Raw genomic sequence first — 24,001 nt, forward strand, 5'->3', positions numbered from 1 at the left:
TAAAATTACCAGTTTGTAAAAATTAACCCCTTCATCCATGGTAGTTTACACATACTATAATTCCATGGTAACTTATCTAACAATATATCATGCACTTTTCTTTCAATAGTAATATTCGGGTTATCTTTAGTTAAATCTAATTTACCTACCCTTTGTATAAATTCATTTCTAATAAGATCTGGAGACGATTTTTTAAGCACTTCCCAATTTTGAGTTACAGCTTTCATTAGTTCTTCTGCTTTCTCTTTTAATTCTTCAGACAACTTAATATTTCTAGGTATTGAATGATTTATTGGAACATTGCACAAAAATTTTTCAAAAACTAAATTACTCTCTACCTGTCTTTCTTTCTTTGTAGCTACATAATGTAACAAGTGAACTGCTTGAATTGGTTTTATTATCTTATTCTCAGCATTTAAAAAATTACACGAATTAAAAAACTGCTTTAAAAATGGATGTATTAAAATTAACCCTGCGTTTTCTACAAAATATGATTTTGCTTGATTAGCAACTCCTGTTTCATTTTTTACTATTTGAATATTTAATTCATCAAACGACTCTTGAATGTTAATTCTCTCTTGAACTATTAATTCACTTTCTTCATTCTTCTTTAAACTTTTGTTTACATCTAATTCAAACTTTCTTTCAGTTTTCTTAAAATTATTAGAATACAATCTATCATGAATAATTCTCTTTCTATTTTCTAGAATTTCATCCTCTCTCTTCTCTATCTCATTCTCAACTTTTTTAACTGTTTTAGAGGATTCATTTTCTTTCCTGTTTTCTGTTTTATTCTTTAATTTCTCCTTTTGTTCTTTTTTATGTGTTTTAGCTATTTTTTTTTCAGAAGATTTATCTACGTTTAATTTATTTGTTACTGTATTAGTTTTTTGATCAACCACATCAACCTTATTTTCCTTCTTAATTTTCACATTCTCTTTCTCAAAAAGAAGATCTTTATTTATACCACCCTTTGACAAAACTTCAGACTCTTCCCTTGGTTTTCTATTAGTACTACGATTGATTTCTTCTGTCTTCGAATTATCATTTGCTCTATTGAACTCTTCTTTCGTTGATTCTTTTATTTTTTGAAACCCTTCTAATTTTAAATTCTCTTTGTTTATTTTTGTTTTTAAAACTAACTCTTCTGGCTTTTCAGGCAAAAAACTTCCCTTTTCTTGAAGTAATGATTTCTCCTTGTTTCTTAAAAAAAAGTCTTTTTCTTTCTCTACATCATTTATTTTTATAGCCTCTTTTCCTTTTTTAAATATTTGTTCTTTAATATTTTTTTCATTTAGCTTATCTCTACTAGAATTAACAAAATCTTCTTTTTCAATTTCTTTATTCTCTTTTAATTCTGGCAAGGCTGCATAAAAAAATTCTAAAACATAATTTAAATTACTCTTCTTACCTAAGTCATCTCTAGTTATATTAAATCCACCTTGTAATTCTGTATGCTTTTCATTTAATTCAATACCTATTTTATTCAGCTGCTTTTTATCTTTAAATTGAGTATCATTTTTTTCAATTGCTTTAACTACCTTCAAAAAATCTTTTACCAATACTGCTTCCACAACATAAAACCATATGCTTTTTCTCTTTTCTTCTGGTATTTTTTTTGCTTTAGAAATGAATGACAAAACCTCATTTAATCCTTTTGGTTTATTTAATATCCCTAGAAATAACAAACAAAGTTCATTATCAAAAAATTGATTGACTAATCGTTTTTTTACTTTTTCATTTTGAATAGCTTTTAAAAACTTAATTTGAAAATTTTCGTTTTCGGTAATTTGAAATAATATTTTTTTAGAAAAAAAATCTTTATTATTATTATTCCACCAAGGAAAAGTGCCATTCTCTAAAAAATAAAAGAATGTATTTACTTTAGAATTCGAAACAGTTACTGAATTAATTTCCAATTCATTCATCTCAGGTTTATTTAAAACTGCTTCTAACTTTTCTAAAAACTGTTGTCTTATTTGTTGTTTTGTATTTTTAAAACATAATGATTTATTTCTTTTTGACACGTTAACTTCAATAGCCAGTTTCGATATTTGTTGAATAATCATTTCTGAATTTGATTCAACTTCTAACGAATTAAAATATTCATTGATTAGAGGAAAAACTTCTTCCTGTAAAAAAACTTCCATTGAATTTTTATATTCATTCGCTACTTTTTTACTTTTTGTATTTACCTCAACAAAAACTTTTTCTATGCTATGTTCAGTTTTCGCAATCATAGCTTAGTTATTAAATTCTTGGTTATAAAATTCTTTAAACTTTCCGATTTATTGATTTCAGCGCAGTTTTCTAAAAATGTTTTTAAAGAAATTATTTCTGGTAACACGTCATTTATATCTAACTTAATTCCAGATTCTTTAAAGCCACTTAAATCTGTATCAATAGTATTCAATATATTTTTTAACCTAGTACTTATATTTTTCTCAGCATCTTCTAAAGTCTTTACTTCTTGACAATGAAGAATACTCATAAATAATTTTACTTGACTTCTATAATATTTTTTAAGAACACTACTACTTTTATCTTTATTTAATAATACAGAAGTATTATCTAATAAAATTAAAAACTGCTTTTCTAAAATTGAATTCTTTGAGCCGTTTAAATAAGCAGATAGTTCTTCTAATACCAAACCATATAACCTTTTAGTTGGTATTATTACATTATCAACTATTCTTTTTATTTCTAAATCATCTAACTCAATTAATTTATCTTCCTCTTTAAAGGTATTTTGTTCTTGAATTAAAATACTTTTAATTTTATCCTCACATGTCTTTTCTTTTGGATTTCTAATTTCAATAGTCTCTGTTTTAGTATTCTCATCACATTTGCTAAACACAGTCAATGATACTTCAATCGTATCTTCATTAAAATTGTTTAAGTCTTCAGTTATGGTTACTCTTTTAGTTTGAGGCTCTCTCTTATCTCCATTGATAGTCCATACATATTCATCTGCTTTTTCAGAACTATTTGTTAATGATAACTTCTTGGTAGTTTCATCAAAACTGTGAGTAAAATTAGCTTTAGGCGCTGCTATTAAATTAGCTGTTCCTGAAGCAAAAGCTCCAATAATATTAATAGTCACTACTCCTGATTTTGTTATTCCTGAATTAGCAGGAATGAACTCCCAAATTTTATTATCATTATTAAACTTCACATTTCCTCCTGACAGCTGTACCCCTTCATAATCAGGCTCAACAGTTACTTTATACGGAGTATTATCGTTTAAACAATATGTTACATCAGGTAATGTTACTGTGAAATTTGGAAATGAAATACTTTTAATAAATTCAGCAGTTGATGAGCAACCATTATTATCTGTAATGGTTAATGATATTGTAAATACATTTTCTGCTCCCTCTTTAATCAACAACTGTGGATTAAACAATTCATTACTAGATTTTACACCATTAACATTCCATCCATATGTTAAACCTACTGGTTTAACACCATCTGGTAATACTCCTTCAAAGGCTGCTTCGTAAAACAATTGTCCGTTTTTCCAAATAAATCTTGACTCTTTTCTTTCTAAAATTGAAATTTGTTTTACTTCATGAATTACAATTCTTGCATTGGTTGATTGTCCATCTTCTAAAAACTCTATAGTTTGTTCAAACGCTCTAAATACAGCCACATCTATCACTAACTCTTCACCCTCAATTTTTAATCCTTTGATATCATCTCCTAGAAGTGTTATGCCTCCTTTAACATTAGAAAATTTAATTCTAACTGTTTTTTCAACCATAGAATCTAAACAATAAGAAGGCTGAATGGCTAATTCAGAAGGAGTAAATGTGTCAAAAATTATCGTTTTTATTGGAATACTTTTTTGACATGGTCCCAATGAAATTTCTAATACTGGATTAACTTCATTAGACAATTCACTTATTGGTAATTTATAATTTTCAATAACTCTATTATTTACAGGAGAGCGTTTTACTTTTGTTCCATTCCCCATAAAATCCCAACTATAGGTAATTGAGTTAAAAAACTCTTCATTTACAAACTCAGTATCTTTCCATTCTAAAACATAAGTAACTCTTGCTAATGTTTTCTCTTTATTATACTCAATAGGTTCTTCTATACCAACAAACAGTTCTAATTCTGGGTATACTATTAATTCACAATCTGTAGGTTCATCATTTACCGTAAACTTGATGGGTTTAGCTAATGCACTTTTAGCTATTTTAGTAATATCAATTTTATACTTATTATCATTTGGATCTTTAAAAACACCAGATTGAATATCTTTAGGTAGTATTGCTTTCACCTCTCCATCAATTGGCCTAACTAAAAACTCTAAAGGAACTACTTCTGTATCTTTTTTCAAACAAACACTTTTTACAGGAAGACTTAAAAATGCTGGTTCTTTAGGTATCACAAAATTTACTGGAGTACAATCTGAACAACACATATATGGCAAAGAAAAATCTGCAACTACAGTATTTTTCAATGTTGCGTTATCAATAATCACTTGATTTTCATCAAAAAACAACCTTTTATTACTGCCTAAAACTGCTGGATTAAACATTTGAAAAAAGTATTCATCTTTAGGTACTAAATGATCTTTAATTGAAATTTGCATTCCTACTGAACCGTCTTTGAACATTAAAGTTTCTTCAGCCTTAAGGATTTTAGACAAACCTGCTCTAGACCATGTTCTATTTAAAAAAGTTGAAAAATTGCTAACCGTTTCAGGAAGTGTTTTCCCCACCAAAACGACATCTCTATCTAAAAAACGTTCTTTTTTAAAGTCAAAAAAGTTACGGTCTACAAACGAAAATTCTACACTTGAATTTTTACTCCATAAATTAATTACTCCCCCGTTTTTATATAAAATTTCAGTGTTACCTAATACTTTTTTTTCTTTTTTTGGAAATTCTTCTAATTCTTTTCCTGTATCAATAGGTTGTCTTCTAAATACAATATTTAACACTACATCATCAAATGTGTTTTTATCAGCAGCATTTTCTGTGACATACACCATTACAAAAGTTCCTCCAGGCATAACACCTGCTTTATGCTCTAACCCTGGATGTTGTTTTACAAATTCAGAAAGTTGTATTTTCTTTAAAATTTTCTTCTTTCTTTTATCTATTTCTACAAGTAGTGTCTCTAATTTTTTTCCTGAACAGCAAACAATTGACAATTGATTTATTAATAAACCCAATATTTGTTTAATTGTTAGTTTTAAGGATGTGCTATTATACTTTGCTTGTAATGTTTTTACTTGTTTACATAGCTCTTCAATTGTTAACTTATAATTCACTAAAACATTAGTATCAATATCTCGTATATTTAATGGCACTTTAGCATCTAAAACATACGCATGCACCAGTGTTTCAGTAACGTCTTTTAAAATAAAATCGCTTAATTCTGGTTCTTTTTTCCATAGATCTTTATCTCGAATAGCTACAGTTTCTTTATTTAACGCTACAATAATATCACTTGCAGATCCTTTTTTATTTTTATCAAATACTTGTTCTATCAAAAAACCAAGAGAGTCTTTATCTTTAGTCAAACTCTTTTTAATTATATTTTCTTCTTCTAAAAAAAGTTCATATTCTTTTACACTAGTATCATATTGGTGTTTAACTTCTTCTTTAAAATCTAACTCTCTTGAGAACCTTTCTGTACGATCCATTAGAACAGAATCAACCATTAATTCTTTGTCAAGAAAATCACCTTTGTTTTTTCTAGAAATAACTTTATCTACCTCTGAATTAACTTTAGGGTCTGTTAATTTGAATGCTGAAAATGTTTTGCTTACTTCTGATAAAATACAATTCTGTTCTGTTCTCCATGCATTCAAAAGCATTTTCAAATCTTCAAACTCACATTCGTATTTATTAATATTAATATTTTGTTCGGTAGCGTTAATTGAAAGTGTTTTAACATCAAAACTTAATCCATTATCTTTTTTAAGTTTTAGTATTTTTTCTAATGCCTCTCGATACATTTTACCTTGATGCCCTTCAATTCTGTAAAAATCATTTTTATCTATATTGTATGATAATGGTTTTTGAATAGCTAAGGCTGAAGACAACTTACTTTTATGATAGCTTAAATTTTGATTTTCCCTGTAATTCTTTGTTTTATTGAAATCCCATTTCTTTAAAAAATCTGAAGAGATATTGTAATAAAAAGGAATAGCTTTGTCACTTAAAAAAGTATGAGCTTGAGATGGAGTAATTACAATTTCTCCTGATTTTTCTTTTCCTATATAACTATTAGCTATAGCAATTGCTCTATTTATTAAAAGCGCTACTTTTTGAAGATTTTCATCTTCATTACCTATAATAGTTGATTTATAAAAACGGTGGCGTAACTCTGGATATACTGTAGCTTTTTTTAGTTTACCAAGCATAATATGTTTAGGAAATGCTCCTATACTCGGGCAACAGTTTACATTAATATGAAGTAATAGTTCCTTTATTTCATTATAAGTATCTATTAAATCTTTTATAACATCATATCTATATTGAAAATCTAAAGGAACAGCTAAAGAACTAAAGCTAAACAATGATTTTATTTTTGCTGAAATTGAAGGTTTTTGAAATTTTGATAGTAATACATCATATCCTAAAATTAAATCTGTACTAATACTTTCGTCTTTAACAACGTCATTAAATTGTGCTTTTAAATCAGAAAATATTTCAGTGTTTTTTTCATGTAATACAACTCTTTTAGCCTCAACTATTGGTAATTCATTATTAATTTTATACCAATTATGCTTTAAAAAAATAGCATCTCTAGTAGCTATAGCTTCTAAATCTTCACTATCTACAAGTAGTACACGTAAATTATTTATTTGCTCTATTCCTTGATTATCACAGGTTAGTTTATTACATAATACATCTTCTTTTGAATACTGTTCTAGATACAATAAAACAGTCATTTTTTGTATGTTTTCAAAACTTGCTAAATCAGTATACGAATCATCCTTTTCACTATGTAACTCCCATAAATTAAACTGCTTTTCTTGAGAATTTAAAAAACGTGGATATTGACCTTTATCATCTTCATATTTTTTAAAAAATGAAAATGTTTTTGATTTAATTTTATTTGCTATTAAATCAAAAAACTGTACTAAATCTCCATCAGTTGTAACCGCAGTTCCTTGAGTAATTTCAATACTAGTAACTGCATTTTTATCAGTATTAAATTGAAGTAATACTTCAAAACCACAAACAAGTCCTACACCACTTAAACCTAATTTAGATAAACGATTTTGATCTTCAAAATAATCAATGAATGTATTTAATTGTTTTTCAGTTAATACCTGATTTGCATTAAATTTACTGTACTCTGTTGTTATATCTTTTAGCTTTAGTTTAGTTTCCATACCTAATAAGTTTTGGCAGTGTTAATTATTAAACACGTACTATTTTTATGACTTTATTTCTTTATTATTTTCTTTTTCTACTGCTATATTTCCTATACTAGATTGACCTAATATGATTCTTCCATCTAAAGCTTCATCTTCCGCATTACAATCTGTTAATCTCCCTACAGGATAAATAGTATTTAACTTTTGCATTGCGTTCATTAAATCTTGTAGTTCATTCCCTTCTATAGGTTGTTTTTGTTCCGAATTCGTTTTAGCAAACAAGTATTTTTTATAAGAGTCTTCAAATTGTAGCAAATCGTTATCATCATCAGCAACTGTACCTTTTCGTTCTCCTACCCAACATATTCTTGGTAGAACATGAGCTGGCAGTTCTTGCCTAATAACATCTTCCATGTAGCGTCTAAAATCAGGGTTTGAAAAGCGATATGTATAACCTGGAAGTACAATACTTACTCTATATGAATATGGGTCTATTGTTCCACAATCTGCACAATCATCTGCACAAATAGGTAAAAAGTTTACTGAATCATTACTATTTACATCAGGTCGTAATAACATATGCTCTACTAAAAACATTCCTTCTTCTGTAAAATCTTTTTTCATAAAAGAAACTACAGTAAGTAATGCCTCTTTTAAATCATTAAGACTCGTATGATACTTGAATTGTTTTGCTATAATATAATCAGAACTACTTTCTGGTTTTTCAGGGTTGATAACATCAAAAGAATATTTTACTGGAATAGAAGGTTTTGAAGGTGTTGATTTATGTATTCTTATAAATCCTATTTCTGTATTATCTTTTATCCCAATTTCGAACGCTTTTTCTATTTCACTTTCACTAGTTTGAACTATTTGTAATACTGCAAAATATAATTCCTCTATAGCAAATGCCACCTTAGTATAGCTTTCTGTAGCTGACAATAAAATAGCTCCATCATTATCTTTTAACCTCCATCTATAAACAGTTTTATTATGGCTATTTAATAAGTCATATACTTCAACGTTAGTTTCTGTTAAATGCCTTCTTTTTTCATTAGAAATCCCCATTAAACGAGCTATACGCTTTTGAAAACCTGAAACATTATTTGTACCCCATAACCCTTCTTCAGATTGTTTATAATAATTAAAAGCCAATCCCCTGTCACTACTTATTACTTTGTAATCTTTTAAAAATGCTTCTTTATTTGATAATACAATTTCATCAGTAGCAGTTCCATACAAAGCTTTCATTATAAATGTGTATTCACCAAATCTTTCAGCAAAACGTGCTAATAAATGATCTAAAATAGAATTTCTTCTTTCTATATTATTATCAAACTGACTTAATAGTAATTTTGTTAACTCAGCATCATTTGATTCTGGGTATTCATTAGCTATGGATTCAAAATCTTTAATATCTTTTATCGCTTGCGTAAAGTAAGTTCTTTTCTCTTGCCCACTAACAGACAATAGTGTTCTTACCTCTGATAAATGTTTAAAATAAGTTGCTAAAATTTGATCAAAGAAAGTTAAATATCCTTTTAATTGCTTTGCTTTTGATTTTCTTTCATTTGTAACATGAACAGACAATCCTTCTTGCCCAATCCCATACGTATCTGGAAAATCATTTTGAATTGTAGTATACTCATTTGATGCCACAACATTTCCTTTAGGAAGTGGTAAATCTTTATCAGCATCAGCTATTTTTTGCGCTTCTTTATCGTCTTCTTTTAGTTGTTCTAAATATGTATTTACTCTTTCATAATTTAAATTTAAAGGAAGAAACCCCTTACTAAAATTAAAAGAACTCTTATCACATAAAACAGGTTTTTTATCTTTATCAATACAAACTACCCACTTGTTTTCTTGAGTTAAACTCTCATCACAAAAACCAACTGAAATATCTTTAATAAGCTTAACCCCTTCTACATTCATAATCAATTTCATTATATCTGAAAGGCGTACTTCTTTTCTTAAATCTGCATTTTTAAGTTCCTCAGTATTAATAAATCCATTTTTTAAAATAGGGCCATCAAATATTTCATCAGTAGTATATTCTTTATCTAACATTTGCTGAACAGAATAAACTTGTAATGAAGGCGATAAATAATTTTCAATTTCAAACAGAATAGTGGCATATATCTTTTCTTCATCTGCTTCAGGAACTACATCTACATTAGCACAAATAGCTATTGGCTGTTCTTCTACTTGTTTTACTTCAATTAAATCTTCACATAAATTTCTATTTTGATGATATATTGTTTTAATAGTTGAAAACAACTCATCTGAGTACCCTTCTTCTAAATCAACTAATAAAGTGTACAGCCCTTTTAATTTGAATTTCTTTTGAAATTCTGGTAAAATATTAGTAAACTTTTTATAGGCTAGTTTGTTGTTTTTACAATCTACATGTACTTGTTTATCATAAATTCGTAGCCAACAATTTTTCACTCCTTTTATATCAATAAATAGCTTTCTATAATCTAACTCATTAACTGGTTTAGACGGAAGAATTTCAGAAGCTTTATAAAACTGAGCTTGTAATGATAAATCAGGGTTTTTAGAAGCCAACAAATCTTCTAAAGGTGTATTCATTCGCATTCCTAAATCAGTAATTGCATAGCATAACATTTCTAAAATAGTGACTCCTGGGTCGTGAGAATTAAAATCAGTCCATAACTTACCTCCAAAACTTTCTAGATATGAAATCCCCTCTTTTCTTAAAAAAGAAAAATCTAAATCATCTTTAGTAGTAATATTTTTTGGAATACTTATAGGTTCGTTTATAACTGACATGTTTGCTCTATAATTTTTTTAGTTCCTTTACAGGTAGTTAATACTGTGCTTACCGTATGTTTTTTTGCTGATACTACTATTGACTTTGGATTACTAGGTGTAATCTTATAAATAGTAGCATCTCCATTCATTTTTACATTTTGTAAATAATCTACATAGGATAGTTTTTCTATATAATCAATCAATACACTTTTATGTAGTGTAAGCCCAAAAGTTATTTCTTTTGCTTCATCATAAGCCCAAGGAGATAAAAATTTTGTGATATCTAATTTTAATTGTTCTGTATAAAAATTATCGTCAAAACCTTTATAGAAGCTAACCTCTAATCCTATACTTACCTCTTCATAAATAGGGTTCATTACTACTGCATTTACATGTAATGTATTTAATGAATTTATATAATTAGTAATACTATTTAATGTTGCTTTACTTACCCTTGGTTGATAAATATCAAACACATTTTTATTTACTGTATCAGGAATTACTACAAGTGTAACATGACCTGCCGCAGTAAAACTTGTTTTTGAAGTATGATTTAAACATTTTACTTTATAGATTTCAGGAAATTGTTGAAGAATTAAATGCTCGTAATCCCAAAGAGTTATAGCTCTATTCTTATGGCGAAGACGTTCACTAATTCTTCGATAGAAATTATCGTCAGACTCTAGGGTGCTTCCTCCAAAAGTATTATACGGTTGTGATATCGATTTAATTTGTGGTATACGAGTTACCATTTTCTTTATAGTGTCACCAGCTAATCCGTTTTTTAAATGACTTACTTCATTTTCATTATTTTTAAAAGTAGCAAGAACTACCTGAGCATGAATATTAATAACCTTACATACTGCATCAAATGATTTATTCATTTGAGCTTTTATCCAAATATATCCTTCTGGTAATAGTGTATTATTTAAACTAGCTTCTTTTGGTATAGAAAATTTTACAATTCCAGATTTTAAAAAGTTATCGGTATTATTAGAAATAATTTCATTTTCAAGGCTTTTCCATTTATTATTACATAAAATTGACCAGTTTACTTTTTCATTTTCTTTAAAACTCTCTACTTCTGGGTTTTCACTTCCTTCAAGAACTTGAATCAATAAAGAAATATTTTGCTGAGGTTCTAGGTTTTCTATTCCTAAAAATAAATGTCCTCCCAAACAGTATTTAGGAACTAAAAAAGTTTGAATAGTATCTTTATCAAAAATATCTATAATATTTTTTTCTTCTTGTAAGTATTTTTTATGTGCATAATTTTCTTCATGCTCTCCGAAAGGATGATCATGAAAAAGTTGAATTCGATTTTCATCTTTTCTAACTTCTGACACTAGAATAGTTTCTTCAGCTACATAATCTACTGTAATTGTTTCAACCAAAGGAGTGTAAGGCTCATTAGGGAGATTAACATCTTTATTTTCAGAACTAACTGCCAAAGCATACAAGCGAGGATATAAATCATGAAAAAAAGATTGTTCTAATGTTAATTTCAAAGGTCCTGCTTTATGAACATCATAAGTATTACTTGAATTTATAGCTGTAAAATTTCCAGTATAAAAAACCTCATCTTCATCAGCTTTTTCTAATACCTCTTTAGTAAATATTTTTTTTATCTCTCCTATTGTTTCATTCGCTTCACCAGCTGCATGTAACATTCTTTTTTTTGCCTTGAAAAATCCTTCATTTTCTATTAGTAAACTTCTATTAGCTATAGCTTTTGCTAACTCTTCCCCATATGTTTTAATAGAAGAGTAGCTTGATTTTTTTAAATACGCTTGATACCAATTTTTGAAATCTTCTGGAGTATTTTTCCAACGTAAATTAACTGAAAAACTTGTCCATTTTTTAGAAAACGCTTCTTTATAATCAACACTAAAGTTAGATCCTTCAATAGGTCGAGTGGTAAAAGGATGAAAAGGTTTTTTACTCTTAACCAAACCATTATCATTTTCAACAATTAATGATTTAGCTCCTTCAACAACAGTTTTTATTGTTATTTTATTAACTGTATTACTTGCTAAAAATCTATAAAAATCATACCCCGTATTATTAGATATATCAAAAACAAAACGAACTAATGGATGTGTTGTTTTATATTTTTTTAATAGAAACTCTTCTTCATAATTTACTATCGCTTCTGTATCTTCTCCTAAAAAAAATGTGAAACTTATTTCATCAGAAACTTCTAAATCACCATCATTTGCATCATTAATTGCTATTAGAGTAGGCTCTATCCATTTTTCTTTTCCACTTCCATACAACTTTAAATTTTCAATAAGTGTATCTACTTTAAATGGTTCTTTTTCAAAATCAGTATCAAATTTAATGGTTATCGTTACTACTCGTTTTCCTTCTTGGAGCCATAACATAGGGGAAGCTATACAAAACCCCATTTCTGCGTCTTGTAATTCATCTACATTTTTACCACTTGATGGATACCCAAAAGGGTGCCAATACGGTTCAGTTTCAAGAAGCGGCTCAGCTATACCATCTTTTGTATTCGCTACATGACTTACTTTTATCTTTTTTAAACTATTAGAATTTTTATTATAAATAGTTTTTATAGCCCCTACTTTGGCTTTGTTTACAATTAGATCTTCATCCGTTTTATACATTAAAGAATTTCCTGAAATATCTTTTTTTGCATCTAGTAAGGTTTCCTTTTTAACCTGTTGATTCGTTATTTTTTTAGCTAATTCAAAAATTACATGCGCTTGATCTGGTATTGCTTCTTTATTATTTACTTGAAGAATTTCTTTGTAATAAAAATCTAAATGACGTTTAGTTAACTTATTAAACCTTTCTTTTGAGAATTCTAACAACTTTAAGAAGCAAACAAATAAAGTTAAATGTGGAGAAAGTCTAGCTTCTTTCGTAAAATCATTAAGTATTGTTGTTATATTTTCTTTTAGCTTTCCATATTCACGAGTGCCCCTAAAAGGCACTTGAGATGTTGTTAGTTTGTTAAAAAAAACTTTCCAATTTCCAGATGCTACTTCATGATTTTCTGTAGAGAAATAATTTAATTTCTCAGCAAAATTATACGTAAATAAAATCCAATCTTCAATCGTAAAATCATGAAGTTCGAAATTTTCAGGATCTAACGCATCTATAGTACGCTGTTCTTGTCCTGTTCCGTTTCGTTGTAATATATTAGGAATGATTTTACTCATGTTTTTTTTAATTTATATCAGTTCCTTCTCCTTTATAAAAAGGAAACACCACATTGGTTCTACTATTTGTAGCTCTAATTGTATACTCGATTTTTATAACTAACATCCCTTCTAAAGGATCTGTTTCTGAAACATCAATATGAATTACATCAATTCTTGGTTCATGGTATAATATTGCAGTTTGAATCAGTTCTTTTGCATAAGTTATAAGTGTTCTGTCTAATCGTTCAAAAAGTAATTCTTGCAGGTTACAACCATAATTTGGTAATAATACTCGTTCACCTAATCGTGTGGTTAATAGTATTTCTAAACTACTTTTAATATCCTCTTCATCGGATATCATAACTACTTCACTTAAATCATTAGAAAACTCAGGAGGAAACCCCCATCCTATTCCTAAAAATGCTTTTTTATTTTCCATCATTAACTATCCTATTAATACTGTTGGTTCTCCTAATACTATTGTGCCTCCATGTGAAGTACTATCTCCCATTCTTGCCGCTGGCATACCTCCTATTAATACTGTTCCTGAACCTGCTACTATACTATCAGGTGGTCCAACACAAACTGCCATATCTCCAACTCTTGCAGCTGGTAAACCTCCAATTAAAACTGTTGGCTCTCCTGCTGGTAAAATTGGCCCTCCAACATGAGGAACCACTCCTGTAACCATAGGGCAAACATGCATATCTGTAATTCTTGCTGCTGGATTTCCCATTTACTTTACTTATTTGAACTATCATTACGAGTTAAGGGAGGTAACCTTGCTTTAAAAGACAGATTCCTTCGTCTTATTTCCTCGGAATGACATTATTGTTTTACCTTTTAAAAATTAATTTATTTGTACTAATGATCCTTTTAAAACTGCTATCGCACTAGTTGATAACTCTGCTCCTGCACTCCCTTCAGCTTTGAATTCAGCATTTGCCGTTAAACTCACATTAGTTCCTTCAATAGAAACATCTCCAGAAGCTTTTAAAGAAATATCTCCTGCACTTTCCATTGATATACCATCACTATTTATAGTAATTACATTTGAATTATCATCTTCAATAGTTATAGTGTTTTCATCTTCATCAAGAGATATAATTTTTCCTGCTGGTGTTTCAATAGTAATTATCTTCTTATCATCATCAAACAATACTTTCATTTCGCTTCTTGTAATAATTCCTTTTTCATGATTATCATCTGTAGCTGTTATTGGCGAAGGTTTAGCACTACTATGCAACATTCCTAAAACAATAGCATCATTAGGGTCTTGATTAATAAAACCTACTATAACTTCATCTCCTATTTCTGGTCGAAAAAAAACACCTCTATTTTCTCCAGCATCTGGTGAAGCAACTCTACACCAAATACCTTCTTCTTCATTATTAATAATTGGAATTTGCACTAAAATCCTATCTTCACCATCAGGGTCTTCTTCTAATTGAGAAACAACACCTATTTGCAATCCTTGAATTGCTGGTAATAATCCTGATGCTGGTTTTGAAGAAATTTCAAAAGTTTCAGAAAACCACTCTGTTGACAATCCAAATTGAGCATTCGACACCCAATTTCCATTAGAAATAACATGTTGTACACCAGTTACGTAAACATTACCGTTAAAACGATCACCAACTCCATCTAATTTTAAAATTGTATTAGGCTTTACCGATGGAATTCCTTGAAATTTCACTCTACCTCTTACTTTTGCTAATTGTTGAAATAACCATTTTGCATCTGCCCAATCTTGTAATTCAGTATCTGTAATACCTCCTCCATGCCTAAGTTCTAAGTTTTCTAAATCTATAATTTTGTTTAAATCAGAAACTGATAAATTTCCGTTTAACGTAACTCCTGGATCTTTACCTTCAACCTCAACTAATTCTTGATCTGTATGATTCCAACTATAAGCAGCCACTTTTTTAACTTGATGACGAGCATCTATTTCTGCATCAAAATCTAAAAGTGAACCTCCAAAGGTTACTGTTTCTATTTCAGATTGACCAATGTTTGGTTTTGCTATAGTCACAGTTCCATCATCTACAAAGCATAGCTTTCCATTGGCTTGAGCTCTTGAAACTAAAAAATCCCAATCTGAAGCATTATACTGAACTAATTCAGGGTGAGAATGATTTGTTGATTCAACTTCTTTAGATAGTCCATATTCACCAATAATTTCTTCAAAAATATCACTGTCTTTGCTTTCGTAGAAATATTTACTTTTTCTACCCATCGTCATTTTTACAGCTTCATCTTTACATTCAATAACTAACTGTGCTGAATGAGCCCTAATTCTTAAATTATGTTTAATCACAATTCCTTTAAAAATAGTTTCTTCATCTGAATGATAACCAGCTGTAAGTTCAATCTCTTTCCCTGGAATAAGTAAGTTTTCATTACTTAATTTAAAATCTCGTTTTGAAGCATCTCCATCAATTAAAATAATTTGAGCCGTTGGTATTTTATTTACCTCTTTAGAAACAGTGATGCTTTTTACCTCATATATTTTTGACAATTCTTCTCCTTCAACAAGTATTTTAAAAGTGGTTAAATCAGCACTTTTTGAAGTTTGTATGGTTCCTGTACTATTCATTTAGGCGAATTTTTGTAATGGTGGAAAAAAAATTTCTTGACCAGATTTTAATTTTCTGAATTGCATAATCTTGTTTACCCTCGCTACTTCTAGATAATACTTAGAGTCTCCATAAATACGGTGGCACATCAGGGGCAAGGTATCTCCAGATTTTACTTTACGATAATGGGTTAAATCTGGCGATTGATTATTTTCTTTAGCTATTCGTAAATCATCATCAATAGTACCTTTTACTTTTAATTTTGCATTCGCACGTAATGGAGTACCATCAGGAGCAAATAATCTATATTCAATTGAAAGATCTACTAAAGATCCTTTAAACAAAAGCGCCCCCCATTTAATCATTAAATAATTAGGCTTGTGTTCTTCTCCTTTGTACTCAAAAACAATCTTCTTAAAAGCTTCAATTTTATCGATAATTCCATTCTTCAAATCACCTTTTCCATCAATTACTCCGCTACTATCAAATAACAAATCTAGATCTAGTTCTTGTGGAGGTATTTTAGTAAATTTTGGTTGTCCCCCACTTGTTCCTTGGCCCTGAACTTCAGTATACTCTGGCTTGTATGCCACCATATATTTTTCAGGGTTTACCAATGTTGTAAACTCTCCATTAGCAACCTCATCATTAAATTTATCGTCTTTATAAGCTTTTATAACTAGTTTTTTTAATTCTCCTTGACTCATTATCGTTGTTTTTGTCTTTCAAGAATATCCATTACTTCCTCTACACAAGTTGCAACTATGGCTGCAGTATTACTAATATTTGTTCCACTAGCCTGTCCTTGTATTTCAGGCTTTTCATCTACATTTATTTTAATATGTAATTCTTTAATAGTAATTGGCATGGTTAGGTTACTTTAAAATAATTATACGTTAATTCAAGAGTTTCTATTACAAGTTTACTTTCTTCAGCATTAAAGTCGCCCACATTCCATTTAACTGGATATGCATGAACTATGTTCCAAGTTTGGATAGCTTGATGATCTTCTCCAAGCAACATAACATTTATATTTACTGGTTGAATTTCAAAGTTTTCTAATGCTTTCTTGCACCATTTAATAACCTCAGAATTTACTAGAACTCCTCTTTTTAAAACTAAATTTGGGTATTTTGAGCGTACTGGTATTTTATGCTTAAATCTATTTTCTCCACCTTCAGCAATTTCTTCAGTTTCAAGGTCTACTGAGAGCCCTGAAACTGATTGAAATGAGTTGTCTCCTTGTGAAGTTGGAATTGTTTCAAACTCTACTTTAAAACTAAAGCCTACTGGTGGATAGTAACTAAACATTAATCTATCATTGTTAATTTCTCTATTACAAATTCAGCGCTTTGTATAGCTATTTCATTACCATCTGCTTTTAAATCTGTATCAGAAAGTTTAGCCAAATATGCATTTGTACATTTCCAGTTTACAGATGCATCTCCGTTTTCATCTAATAAACTAATAGTTAAGTCTCCTCTAAATTGAGCGCCTCCTTCTTGTAGGTATACAGTTTTAGCCCATTGCTCATAAAACTCTTTACTTTTATCTGCAAATATTCCTCTCTTTATAGTAATGTTAGCATACTCAAATAACCCAGGTTGTTTAGATTTATGATACTCTCTATCCGCTCCTCCACGGTACTCAATCATTTTATTTTCAAAGGTTAACCCTGAAACCTCTGTACAGTTAAATTTAGCCCCTCCAAAATCTACAGCGAAGGAAAATTTACTAAATGGATATAATACTGACATAATTTTATTTTTTTATTTAATTTTATTTAGCGAGTTACTTATACTTCTTGCATTTTATGAGAGAATTTTAAAATGATAAATTCTGCAGGACGAACAACTGCCATTCCTATTTCAATAATCATATTACCCTCTAAAATATCTTGCGCTGTCATTGTTTCTCCTAAGCCTATATTTACATAAAAAGCTTTTTCTGGCGTAGGACCAGCTAATGCTCCTGCTCTCCATTGAAGTGTTAAGAAATTATCTATCATTGCTTTTACACGAATCCAAGTGTTTTTGTCATTTGGCTCAAAAACAAACTGTTCAGTAGCTTTTTTAATTGACTCTTCTGCCATATTAAAGAAACGTCTTACTGGTACATATCTCCATTCGTTATCATTTCCTGCAAGAGTTCTTGCCCCCCACACTAAGTTTCCTTTTCCTACAAAAGCTCTAATTGCATTTATAGATTTACCTGCAACTTCATCTACATTTAACCCTTGTTGCTCTTCATGAGAAACTTGAATCGTTGGTTCTACAACATAATTTAAACTTACATTTGCTGGTGCTTTCCATACTCCTCTATTAGAATCAACCGCCGCATAAATCCCCGCTATTGTTGAACTTGGAGGTAATACCAATGGTATACGCCCTATTTCAGCTTTTACTTGATTATACAAACGATCATTTGTATTTTTAAGGTTTCTAAGAATAGTTGTTGTTGAAGGAAAAACAGCAGCATTAGCATTTAAAGCAGCAATTAATAAACTTAACTCTCCAGGAGTAATAAGTGTATCTATAGCTGTTTTTAAAGTGTCAATTTCTAAAACATTTGCATCAATTTCATTTTTAATTTTAGTAGCTGTATCATCATCATTTAATCTATCTTTTGCTTTATTAAAATCAAGCACTATATCTTCAAGAATGTTTGTAATCCAAGTATCTAAAGCATTAGATTCTGCAACTACACTAGCATTTTTTCTTGAAATTGCCAAAGCAGCTTCTAAACTAGTTTTAATTGAATTCACGTAATTTATTACATTATCTATAGATGCCTTAACTATTGGCGTATAAGCTGCAGCTGAAATTGCATCTGTAACATTAGCATCTGTGTCTGCCTTTAAAGTATTTAACGCTGTTTTTAAATCATTAAATTTAGCGGTATCGATATCATCAGAAATCAATTGTACTTGCGCTTCTAAGTCTTCCTGAGTTGTAGATTTTTCAACTACTGAAATTTGAGATTCATCATAGGCGTAATCTAAAATTGTTTTTAAAAATGGATAATATGCGGCTCCATATTTAACTTCATTTTTAATACTAGAAATTTTATTTCTTAAATCTTCTACAGGAGTAGGCGATTGTGTTTCATCATCATGCTCTGAATCGATAATTACAAAACGATCTTTTAATTTCAAACATTGCTTCAAAGCATCATTATACAAACCATAAAAACTATCAGCATCTCCTATATTAGTAGCATCAGGAAATACAATTAATGTAGCTTCATCTACTTTTTCAATAGCATCTAAACCTACTTTTAATTTTGGTTGTTCTACTATAGAAACCGTTGCGTCTTCATCATCTATAACAGTACCATATCTACCAACAGAAACTATATAACACGGCCCTCCACCATTAGCAAAGAACATTTGAAGGCTATAATACATAAGAAATGGAGATCTATTATTTTTAGAAGGGCCTTCTGCAAAAATTTCTCCATTAACAACTGATACTTTTATACCAGTTTCATTTTGAGGCTTCCCAAAATAATTTTCATACTCTAACATCGAAGTAATACGAGTTGGTTTCCCTTTTAAATCTCCTATTGCTTTTTTTGTCGCCTTTTCTGTATATCCAATAAAGGCTGGAATTGCTGTTTCTACTTGAGCTACTGATGGTGGAAATTTCACAATTTCTTCAATGTAGACTCCTGGTGTTTTGTAAGCTGACATAATTATTAATTTTAATTTTTATTATATAAATATTTCTGAATAGTAATCTTGGCTATCCTTATCTAGTGTAATACTCTCTATTGTAGGATTTGGAAAAAAAACAGTTCCTTGAGACTGGGGAGTTACATCAGTTTTACCAATTTCTACTCGCCCATTTTTTGTTAAAGGGTGCTTAGTATTTGTAATCATTTTTAAATTTTCAGACAACTGACTATACCTCCAAAATGTTTTTCTATTTTCTATATAGATCTGAAAATTTGGAACCTCTTTTAATACACATTTTTTACTAACATCAAAATTGTTTGTTTCAGGATTTTTTACAAAAACGTTTTCAGTTAGTTTAGAATTATTGTCTCCTAAAACTTTCAACCTCAAAACACCAATAATCCCATTGCTTTTATACTTTTGAATACTTAAATTTAAACTATCCAAAACTTCTTGTTCTTGAGTATTTAATGAAACATTATTCTGTATTTTGTTTTCAATTATATTAATTTGATTTGAGTCAAAATCAGCAATAGTAACTTTCTTAGGCGTATTCGTATTAAACTCATTCTCTTTTTCCATTTCATATACTAATCTTCTTGATTCTTCTTCAGAAATTAAAAAAGAACTCCATTTTTCAATATCAGTACTTGCTTCAAAAATGTTAATAGCGGAAGATGATATATTGGATAACTGATAGAATTTCTTTGTGTTTTTATCTATTATTTCAGTGTAGTTTTCAAAATACTTATCTGTTATTTTTACAAAAAAAGTTAGTGTTAAATCGTTTGGTAAATTAATAAGCGGACTATACCTTTCTACTTCATTATTTCCTTCCATAGCTACTTCTTTCAATGAAGTAGTAAGAACTCTCATTCCTTTTGAATGATTTCTTATCATTAATCTATAATCCTTTATTGTTTCTTGGGTAATCCTATTAGGTACTATTTCAATACAAGTTTTACTATTGTATACTTTATCTGCTTCTTCTTTTTCTTTAGCCTTTAATTTTTTGTTAGGATCTGGATTAATTGAATGATACTTTTTTTCACCTCTATCTAAAAAATAAGCATGTAATAAATTAATATTAAAGAGTGTTTGATATACCATTGTAATTAATTATTAATTATTGCATTTTTATTCATTTCTGTAACTACTGATCCTTCGCGTTTTAGTACATCTCTTTCTATCTCTAGTAATGTTATTTTATAAAGTACTGATGGGTTTTGTTTTCCACCTAAGGTTCCCCATATGAAATTCAATTCTTCAAAAGTTGGCGTATATAACTCCGTTATAAACTTGAAACTTTTAATATTTTCAACTCCGTCAACATTTTCATAGTTACTATTGGCTTGTGTAAATACTTTTTTGCCTTGAAAAAAAGCAATAACATTAGTAAGACTTTTTAACGACTCAGTGTAGGTAGATTTATTGATACTGAATAACACAAAAAGGTTTAAGTAAATTTTTGGGTTTTTATATGAAACCGTAGTTCCGTTTACATAATTATTTCGTAAATTTTTTAATGCAAATTCTTCTTGTGTATTTATTAAAGTAAGAGATATATTGGGAAAATTACCAGGTGAATTACCCTCAGAGTTTGCATCAGCTATGTTTGCTAATGCTACATCATTAGAATCTAAATAATCATTTAGTTCTTCTGCTATGATTTGTAGTATTTCGTAAATCATTAGTAGTTCCTAGTTTAGTTGGTTTCCAAAACTACCCCTAACTACATGAAAAATTTACAATGAAAATCTCCTTAAAAAAAGTTCTTTTTCTTTAATTATTTTCGGTGATAATATGAATTAAAAAAAGGAAAAACACCCTAGTTTTTAACAATTAAAAAGTTTAGATTTTGACTTAAAAACATAAAAACCTCTAAACATGACATTTAGAGGTTTTATAAAGTATTTAACTATTTTTATGAATTAACTTTTAGTCAACTCATGAAATAAACTTTCTAAGTTTTTATTTTCTGTATTTAAGCCAAGAATTTTAAGTCCGTTTTCTTGAGCGAAATCAAAAATTACTGGACGCATATCTTGTTCTGATTCAAAAGTCAAAATCCAGTTGTTCTCAGTAGTATTTTTAAAAGACAAAATATTTGGTAAGCGTTTTATAAATTGTTCTTCTAACTTATAATCAAATGTTACTTTAATAATTTGTTCTTTACTTGTTTTTAATTCTTTTAAAGGTTTATCTATAATTACCTCTCCTTTATTAATCAATAACACCCTATCACAAACAGCTTCAACTTCTTGCATGATATGTGTAGACAATAGTACCGTTTTGTTTTTTCCTAACTCTTTTATTAATTCACGTATTTCAACTAATTGATTAGGATCTAAGCCTGTAGTAGGTTCATCTAAAATTAACACTTCAGGATCATGTAAAATTGCTGCAGCTAAACCAACACGCTGCCTATATCCTTTTGATAATTGGTTTATTTTTTTATGCGCTTCATTAATTAAACCTACTTTATCTATTACTTCAGCTATCTTAGTTAAGTCTATTTTATAAATTGAAGCTTGAAATTTTAAATACTCACGAACGTACATATCTAAATACAACGGATTATGTTCTGGTAAATATCCGATTCTTTTTTGCGCTTCTTTAGGTGTTTTAATTACATCAATACCATCTACTAACACTTCACCTTCGGTTGGTTTTATATAACCGGCTATGATTTTCATAGTAGTTGACTTCCCTGCACCATTGGGACCTAAAAACCCTACTATTTCACCTTTCTCAACTGAAAAAGAAATAGTATTAACAGCTTTTTGTGTTCCGTATATTTTAGTTATCGAGGTAAGTTTTAATGACATTGATCTTCAGATTTCCATTGAATTTTTATTGCATTCATTTCGTTTGATTCTAATTTTTTATTTAAGAAAATTTTGAAACCTAACTTTTTATAAAATTCAATAGGAGATTTATATTCTTTTTTATTCTGTTTAAGGTAACTATTTTCTATAACTACCCAACCATTCAATTCTTTATTTCTTTTCTTTGCTTTTTGTATTAGTTTTCTCCCTTCTCCAAAACCTTGCATTTTAGCGTCAATTATCATAGCAAACCACAACTCATTATTTCTAATAAAATCGCAATACCACCCTAAAACTTCATTCTCTTTTAATATAAGAATATGTTTTTTATTTTTTAGTTGAGATAAATACTCATCAAATTCTGCTTTACTTTTTTGTTGAATTATTTCGGGGTACTCATTATTCCACAATAATCTTACTGCTTCTTTTTCAAATTCGCTTAACGCATGTGTTTCTTTATAAATCATTACTTCTTTACATAAGAAACGAAACTATAATCATATTTATTTTTTTCATCAGCTATAAAATCTTCTCTTGAAGCTTCTTTCCAAACTAAAGTATTAATTTCAGGAAAATAAACATCCGCTTCAAAATTTTCATGAACCAATGTAATATCTAATTTATCTACTAAATTACTTTCTAATGCTTGTTTATAAATTTGAGCACCTCCAATAATAAAAACATCTGTATCTTTTTTACTCAACTCTAAAGCCTCTTCTATACTATTAGCAGTTAAGCAACCTTCTTTTGAATAGTCTTTATTTCTAGTAATAATGATTGTTGTTCTATTTGGTAAAGGTTTCCCTATACTTTCAAAAGTATTACGTCCCATGACAATATGATGACCACTAGTTACTTTTTTAAATCGCTTTAAATCGGCTGGTAAGTGCCATATTAAATCATTTCCTTTTCCTAACTCATTATTTTTACCTATTGCAGCAATTACTGTAATCATTTTTGAAACTATTTGTTTTTCATGATGATGAAAATGGACAATATAATCTTCCATTATTTCAGCAAATGTATATAATTCTGTTTTCTCTTTTGAAACATTAATTTTAACATTTACTTTATTCTCTGGAAAATTTTTCCATATATGAAGTATTTGTTGGTTAATCACTTTCCATAACTGCACAACATTTTCAATAGGTAATGCTTGCCAATTTTGTGATTTCACCCATTCATTTTGATTATATGCAATATGTGGAGTTTCTTCATATTGAACTCTAATAAAACGCTGTAAATTATTAAAACCCGAATCAATTAAATGGCCTAGAACTTCTTTTTTACTCCATTTACTTTCAGATTCTTTCTTATTCCAACTCTCTTTAGAAATAGAAGCTACCTGTAAAGGAAATGAATTAAGTATATTTTCTAAGTTTTCAATACATGTTTTAATTACATATTCTTTACCCATTCTTTTATATAGCTTGTAAAGTCTTCTTTATTCGTTATTTTATCTTCCCTACTATTTTCAATATTTACAATAATAGTTTGAATAGCTATTAACACATTTTCGTCATTAATTTCAGCTATCTTATCGTAAATATTCTCTTTTATAGTATCTATTTCATTGGTCATATTCTATGTTTTAGGGTTAGTACTAAAGTAATAACTAAGAACTA

General features: G+C 29.0%; 18 protein-coding genes. All 18 read right to left on the reverse strand.

All coding sequences use genetic code 11. From position 1 onward, the window contains the following. Nucleotides 1-5: 5 nt before the first annotated feature. On the reverse strand, nt 6-2,240 hold the full coding sequence (locus tag ACKTTQ_RS05695; protein WP_408048636.1) for a contractile injection system tape measure protein: 2,235 nt from the start codon (nt 2,238-2,240) through the stop codon (nt 6-8). Then, nucleotides 2,237-7,363 (reverse strand): hypothetical protein, encoded by a 5,127-nt coding sequence (locus tag ACKTTQ_RS05700; RefSeq protein ID WP_408048637.1) that lies wholly within the window; start codon nt 7,361-7,363, stop codon nt 2,237-2,239. Before ACKTTQ_RS05700 ends, ACKTTQ_RS05695 begins: the two co-directional genes overlap by 4 nt. 45 nt (nt 7,364-7,408) lie before the next feature. Then, a complete protein-coding gene (locus tag ACKTTQ_RS05705) occupies nt 7,409-10,144 on the reverse strand; it encodes a hypothetical protein (RefSeq protein WP_408048638.1) in 2,736 nt (911 codons plus the stop codon). Next, complete coding sequence (locus ACKTTQ_RS05710; protein WP_408048639.1) at nt 10,132-13,314, reverse strand: baseplate J/gp47 family protein; 3,183 nt, start codon at nt 13,312-13,314, stop codon at nt 10,132-10,134. The genes ACKTTQ_RS05705 and ACKTTQ_RS05710 overlap by 13 nt, the downstream gene beginning before the upstream one ends. Nucleotides 13,315-13,321: 7 nt before the next feature. After that, the gene (locus ACKTTQ_RS05715) at nt 13,322-13,738 is read right to left on the reverse strand and encodes a GPW/gp25 family protein (RefSeq protein ID WP_363322624.1); all 417 of its coding nucleotides are present in this window, start codon (nt 13,736-13,738) and stop codon (nt 13,322-13,324) included. A gap of 3 nt (nt 13,739-13,741) precedes the next feature. After that, nucleotides 13,742-14,032, reverse strand: coding sequence for a PAAR domain-containing protein (locus tag ACKTTQ_RS05720; RefSeq protein WP_093869957.1), 291 nt, complete (start codon nt 14,030-14,032; stop codon nt 13,742-13,744). Between the two features lie 114 nt (nt 14,033-14,146). After that, nucleotides 14,147-15,892 carry a type VI secretion system tip protein VgrG gene (gene vgrG, locus ACKTTQ_RS05725; protein WP_408048640.1) on the reverse strand — a complete coding sequence of 582 codons (1,746 nt, stop codon included), beginning with the start codon at nt 15,890-15,892 and terminating at the stop codon, nt 14,147-14,149. Further along, the gene (locus ACKTTQ_RS05730) at nt 15,893-16,579 is read right to left on the reverse strand and encodes a CIS tube protein (RefSeq protein ID WP_093869955.1); all 687 of its coding nucleotides are present in this window, start codon (nt 16,577-16,579) and stop codon (nt 15,893-15,895) included. Next, complete coding sequence (locus ACKTTQ_RS05735) at nt 16,579-16,740, reverse strand: DUF5908 family protein (RefSeq protein ID WP_176974370.1); 162 nt, start codon at nt 16,738-16,740, stop codon at nt 16,579-16,581. Before ACKTTQ_RS05735 ends, ACKTTQ_RS05730 begins: the two co-directional genes overlap by 1 nt. Nucleotides 16,741-16,742: 2 nt before the next feature. Next, complete coding sequence (locus tag ACKTTQ_RS05740) at nt 16,743-17,183, reverse strand: phage tail protein (RefSeq protein WP_093869954.1); 441 nt, start codon at nt 17,181-17,183, stop codon at nt 16,743-16,745. Next, nucleotides 17,183-17,629: a phage tail protein gene (locus ACKTTQ_RS05745; RefSeq protein WP_093869953.1), complete on the reverse strand. Its 447-nt coding sequence runs from the start codon at nt 17,627-17,629 to the stop codon at nt 17,183-17,185. The genes ACKTTQ_RS05740 and ACKTTQ_RS05745 overlap by 1 nt, the downstream gene beginning before the upstream one ends. A gap of 38 nt (nt 17,630-17,667) precedes the next feature. Next, nucleotides 17,668-19,563 carry a phage tail sheath family protein gene (locus tag ACKTTQ_RS05750; protein WP_218131768.1) on the reverse strand — a complete coding sequence of 632 codons (1,896 nt, stop codon included), beginning with the start codon at nt 19,561-19,563 and terminating at the stop codon, nt 17,668-17,670. Between the two features lie 21 nt (nt 19,564-19,584). Further along, nucleotides 19,585-20,658 (reverse strand): hypothetical protein, encoded by a 1,074-nt coding sequence (locus tag ACKTTQ_RS05755; protein ID WP_408048641.1) that lies wholly within the window; start codon nt 20,656-20,658, stop codon nt 19,585-19,587. Nucleotides 20,659-20,663: 5 nt separating this feature from the next. Then, nucleotides 20,664-21,239, reverse strand: coding sequence for a DUF4255 domain-containing protein (locus ACKTTQ_RS05760; protein WP_093869950.1), 576 nt, complete (start codon nt 21,237-21,239; stop codon nt 20,664-20,666). Nucleotides 21,240-21,479: 240 nt separating this feature from the next. Beyond that, the gene (gene gldA, locus ACKTTQ_RS05765) at nt 21,480-22,376 is read right to left on the reverse strand and encodes a gliding motility-associated ABC transporter ATP-binding subunit GldA (protein WP_299135914.1); all 897 of its coding nucleotides are present in this window, start codon (nt 22,374-22,376) and stop codon (nt 21,480-21,482) included. After that, complete coding sequence (locus ACKTTQ_RS05770; protein WP_093869948.1) at nt 22,367-22,843, reverse strand: GNAT family N-acetyltransferase; 477 nt, start codon at nt 22,841-22,843, stop codon at nt 22,367-22,369. The genes gldA and ACKTTQ_RS05770 overlap by 10 nt, the downstream gene beginning before the upstream one ends. Next, nucleotides 22,843-23,793 carry a dihydrofolate reductase gene (locus ACKTTQ_RS05775; protein WP_408048642.1) on the reverse strand — a complete coding sequence of 317 codons (951 nt, stop codon included), beginning with the start codon at nt 23,791-23,793 and terminating at the stop codon, nt 22,843-22,845. The genes ACKTTQ_RS05770 and ACKTTQ_RS05775 overlap by 1 nt, the downstream gene beginning before the upstream one ends. Then, nucleotides 23,775-23,957, reverse strand: coding sequence for a hypothetical protein (locus ACKTTQ_RS05780; protein ID WP_093869946.1), 183 nt, complete (start codon nt 23,955-23,957; stop codon nt 23,775-23,777). Before ACKTTQ_RS05780 ends, ACKTTQ_RS05775 begins: the two co-directional genes overlap by 19 nt. Nucleotides 23,958-24,001: the final 44 nt, after the last annotated feature.

Origin of the sequence: Tenacibaculum halocynthiae, from assembly GCF_964512825.1 — a bacterium.
GTDB classification, from domain to species: Bacteria; Bacteroidota; Bacteroidia; order Flavobacteriales; family Flavobacteriaceae; genus Polaribacter; species Polaribacter halocynthiae.